Origin of the sequence: Okeania sp. SIO2F4, from assembly GCF_010672385.1 — a bacterium.
Taxonomy (GTDB): domain Bacteria; phylum Cyanobacteriota; class Cyanobacteriia; order Cyanobacteriales; family Microcoleaceae; genus Trichodesmium.
The window spans coordinates 1-4,862 of sequence record NZ_JAAHGT010000752.1 but is presented as its reverse complement, the minus strand read 5'-3'; the positions used below and the strand labels follow the sequence as shown (position 1 = coordinate 4,862).

At 34.0% G+C, this 4,862-nt stretch carries 2 protein-coding genes; both read left to right on the top strand.

Going from position 1 to position 4,862, the window contains the following annotated elements; genetic code table 11:
* Nucleotides 1–341 precede the first annotated feature (341 nt).
* Nucleotides 342–2,753 carry a hypothetical protein gene (locus F6K22_RS31970; protein WP_293107584.1) on the top strand — a complete coding sequence of 804 codons (2,412 nt, stop codon included), beginning with the start codon at nucleotides 342–344 and terminating at the stop codon, nucleotides 2,751–2,753.
* Nucleotides 2,754–2,962: 209 nt separating this feature from the next.
* Nucleotides 2,963–4,489 carry a hypothetical protein gene (locus tag F6K22_RS31965; RefSeq protein ID WP_293107582.1) on the top strand — a complete coding sequence of 509 codons (1,527 nt, stop codon included), beginning with the start codon at nucleotides 2,963–2,965 and terminating at the stop codon, nucleotides 4,487–4,489.
* Nucleotides 4,490–4,862 lie beyond the last annotated feature (373 nt).

Sequence of the window (4,862 nt, the reverse complement as noted above, 5' to 3'; positions counted from 1 at the left end):
TTTTATGTCGCGCAGCGAAACGCTCTTTTTCATTTATCAGTAGCTAGACACAGATTCGGGCAAGGATAAACGGATTAATTATTTGGCATCATCTGTGCATCCGTGGCTAAATCCCTGTCTAGATCTGTTCTGGCGATAGTGCTACGCACCGCTACGCGATCGCTGCTACAGTTAATTCTATAGGTTCCATTATTTTTACTCCTTGTTAGATATTAGATAATAAAAAATTAAGTATATTATTTTTAGATAGGAAGTTCAATTGCTGGCTATTTCCTATTAAACTTCTCCGAAAATTAATCTCAAACGTTTGAATTTACTAGGCAAAAACCTAGTTTCCGGAAATGTTAATTAATATTGATAAAAATCATCCACAAATATTAGAAGGTTTAGATATTTGGTTACGTCTTGGCTTAATCTCCGATGATGAAGTTAGGCAACTTTGCGAAAAATATCTAAGTACCCCTCTACCACAAGTTATCAAAACAGAAAAATTAGTAACTAACACTAAAAAAACTCAAACACAAACAGATTTACAGCCGACTATCCCTAAGACTTCCACTGCAAAATCTCCTAATTTAATAACTCAATTATTAGAGTCATTCATGGCAGAATTAAGCCTGCGATGGCTGCTTTTTTTAGGTCTATTTTTAGTCGTTGTTTCTTCTGGTTTACTTGCTGCTAGTCAGTGGGAAAAATTTCCTCCTACCGGACAATATTTAGTGCTTTTAGCATATACATTATGCTTTTTTGGAGCGACAGTCTGGACGAGAAAAACAGGAAATTTACAGTTAACTTCCGAAACTTTACGACTGGTGACGTTATTGTTAGTACCTGTAAATTTTTGGGCAATAGATGGCTTAGGTTTGTGGCGAAATATTGGGGAATGGTTAATAGTAGGATTGGCTTCTTTTTTGCTGACCAGTATCATCTTTTATTTCGATCGAAAAATCAGTAATTATCTTTCTAAACAGTGGATTTCGATTGCTGCACTGAACTTGTTAGGGCTAAGTTATTTACAGTATGGATGGAGATTTTCAGGATTTCCTATTTTGGCAATTTATTTAGGTGTGATTGGTACAGCAATAGCAACTATTTATCATAACCAAACTCAAAGAATTACAGAAACAACAGAAGTTGAAAATCAAACTAATACAGGAGACCCACTCACAGGAATTGCTATTGTAATTTATGCACTGTTGATTTTGCTAGCTAGAGGGATTTTTGTTGCCAATGTAGATATTACAAAATTAGGATTAGCTCTAGGAATAAGTGGGTGGATATTATTGAAAAATAACATCTCCAATCAAATTAAACGAAAATTATTTGTACAAAATCGGATTGGGATTAGTTTATTGTTTCTTGGTTGGTTAGTTTCAGTATATGCTCAACCTTGGCAAGCATTGATAGTTAGTATTATCGGCTTATTATTGTTAGCTGAAAATCTACCAAAATCTTGGCGACCGATTGAACTATCTGCAATTTTTATGATTGGTTTACAAATAACTTGGTTAGGATGGCGGTTAATTCCAATTACAACTAGACAAACTTTAGTCGCTACAGTAAGTCAAATTTTTAATTCCCAAAATTCACCAGAATCATTACTCAGTTTAGCTTGGTTTCCCTACTTAATATTTATGGTCTGGCTGACAGATTGGATTTATCGCCGTCAACAAGTTAACTTGGGTAAGTTTAGTGAAAAAATTTGTTTAGGGTTTGGAGTATTTTTAAATATATTATCCTGGCAAAATCCTCTAGTTATATTTCTCAATTTATTAGTTTCAACTATTACCCTTGCTATTTTTACCTCTCGTCGTCAACCCACTAGAGTTACTCTTATTTATATAACTCATATCACTGGTTTATTATCAATATTTTCTGGAATTAATTATTTATTGCCAGGTTTAAGTTTACAAGTATGGGCAATAATTTTATTAGTAATGATGGTGAGTGAATGGGGAATATTTATTTTACAAACCAAAATAACAGCAGAAACAAGAATAGTTAGACCTACCTCTTCCATCTCATTGTTAAGTTCCTTCTGTTTAAGTGCTTGGCATCTGGGTTTAGTTTTAGCAGGTATAAGTTATATTTTGTTGTTGGGGAATTTAGAAATTTTCTCACCCGATATTTGCACCACTCTTAATTGCCAGTTATCACCAGAATGGGGAATTATTTGGTTTATTACTCCTTTAGCTTTAACAACTATTTCTAGCAGAATAATATCTTTCAGAAAAATAGCAGGTGAGTTAAGTATCCCTGCTGTAATTATGCTACAAACTTTAACTTTATGGCAGCCAGAAACTAGATTGCTTGGTTTGGGTTTAGCCATAGTTTTAATGTTGGTTAATACCAAATACTTACTAACTCAAACATCAGCAAATATTACGGTAGGTTTTGTCTTAACTTTTATAAGTTTTTGTCTGTGGGAAGGTGTGTTAGGTTTGCCTCCTGTTTCTGGGGTGGAGTGGTTATTAATTATTGGCATATATTTAGTAACTTTATGGTTATTGTATTCTCGAATAGTTCAATTATCAGGGAAATTATTTAATATTCACGCTAAAGCACTAGATGGTTGGGCTATAATTTTGTGCAGCTTAGAATTGATCGTATTAACCATCCACTCTTTAGGAATTTATTCAGAAATTGTTAATCCCTCAATAATAGTAATTATTTCTGCTAGTCTGACATTATTTGCCATTGGTTATCGAGGATTTATTAAACAAACAACAAAAAACTCATCCATTACCGAATAATTAATAATTAAATACATTGGTTAAAAGTCTCCCCCCATGGAGGAAAAAGCGGTCGTTTTGGCTGCTCGTTGAGATAGAAAAGCGGAGCTTTCCGAAGTACGCCATATCCAATTGACTAAGAGAAAAGTGCTAGGATATTTCCTTATATTCAATTCCCTTGGGGTTTTCCTTGAGGTAATTATCCATTATCCATTATCCATTATCCATTAATGAAATTTAGTCTAAATAATTTTTTTCAGTCTAACGTTGCAGTTTATAGTTTCGCTTGGGGCTTAGAAATATTAACAGTAGAAACTTTAGGCTTAGTCAATAAATCTGTAATTAGTTTGGCTATCGCCAATATTGCATTAGGATTGTTTGTGCAAATTTTAGGAGACTGGTTACAACGAAAAGTAGGCATAAATAATCTGCCTAAATGTTGGCAAATAATACCATTAATTTATGGTATTTTAGGTGCTTTATTGCGTGTAGATATTTTTGATAACTGGACAGGTTTAACTTCCTTAGCCTTGTCATTTATATTAATTGGTGTAGGCAGAAGAAAAGCCAAATTAAAACCAATATTATACTTAGGTATTCTCGGAATATCTGTTTCTGCTGCCGAACTACTTTTCTATCAAATTTATTCCCTACCATTAGGAGAAAAATTAGTTGCTTATGCCACCCTTGGTACAATTATCACTTATGGTTATCGCTTATTATCTCCCTGGTTATTAGATTACTTAAAACTTACAGCAACAGAAATTAAAAATATTGCCCACATACATTGGGCAGTGAGTAGCTTTCTTTTACTTTCATTAGCAGGATATAATCTCAAATCTAATCCAATATTAGGATTAACTACAGCTATACTTTTGACTCGTTATGCAATTATGCAAGGCAAAAATAACTCCAATTTGGAGCAAGCAGAAATCTGGATTTATCTAGGTGTTTTAGAAGGATATGCTGTTGCTATCTATATAATTAATTTACTCTCCATCGCAGAATTTTTACTATCTTCGTTATGTACAATAGCAGCAATAATTTCTTACTTTATCTATATATTACCCTGGGAAAATTGGGGATGGCCTCTAAAACCTTGGCGACGAGTTTCTTTGATAATTCCGATAATAACTGTAGTTCTTACTAACTGGAGTTTAGACTCTACTCCACCTTGGTATTGGTATGCTTCAATTTTAATAACTGCCGGATTTTATATTGTTATTTCCAAGGTAAGTCAGCAAATTCGATTAACTTATATAAGTTTAGTTTTAATTAACTACGCTTTTGTGATTTGGCTAAACAATTTAGGAGCATCTATTCAGACATTAGTTTACGTTACTCCCATAGGATTATCATTACTTTATGTAGCCAAAGTTGACCCCTATCTTAAATTACCCCAAAATAGAAATGTTCGTCATAATTTACGAATGTTTGGCAGTGGCATTATTTGTTTTGTCGCTTTATTAGAAAATCAATGGACTGGTTTACTCCCAGGAATAATTAGTATTATGGCAATTTTTGCCGGATTAGGATTACAAACTAGAGCGTTTCTGTATGTAGGAACAGTAACATTTATCGTCAACGTTTTTAATCAATTAATTGTGTTGAATTCTATCTATTCATTTTTCAAATGGATAATAGGTTTAATAGTAGGAATTGCTTTTATTTGGATAGCTGCAAGTTTTGAAACTCGACGAGAACAAATTAATAATTTATTGCAAAATTGGATAGAAGAATTAGAAAGTTGGGAGTAAAAAAATCAAAAAATATATTTGCGTATAAGTAATTAGCTATTTACGAATTACTTTATTACTTTTGATTTTACTGATGTGCAGAGTCTACTAGCGCGTTTAGACTAAAACTGTAGGTAAAACCTAACCCCCCAACCTCCTTAAGTGCTAGCGTTGGGGGAGTATCTCTCCCCTCTCCTTGTAGGAGAGGGGTCGGGGGAGAGGTCTTCATTGACTCGCTCTTTACCCACATTTTCAAGCTAGACACGCTACTACTAGCGCGTTTAGACTAAAACTGTGGGTAAAACCTAACCCCCCAACCCCCTTAAGTGCTAGCGTTGGGGGAGTATCTCTCCCCTCTCCTTGTAGGAGAGGGGTCGGGGGAGAGGTCTTTAGA

What these genes read in the sequence shown, in the direction of transcription:
- F6K22_RS31970 (WP_293107584.1), top strand. Translation starts at nt 342, where the DNA reads ATGTTAATTAATATTGATAAAAATCATCCACAAATATTAGAAGGTTTA.
- F6K22_RS31965 (WP_293107582.1), top strand. Translation starts at nt 2,963, where the DNA reads ATGAAATTTAGTCTAAATAATTTTTTTCAGTCTAACGTTGCAGTTTAT.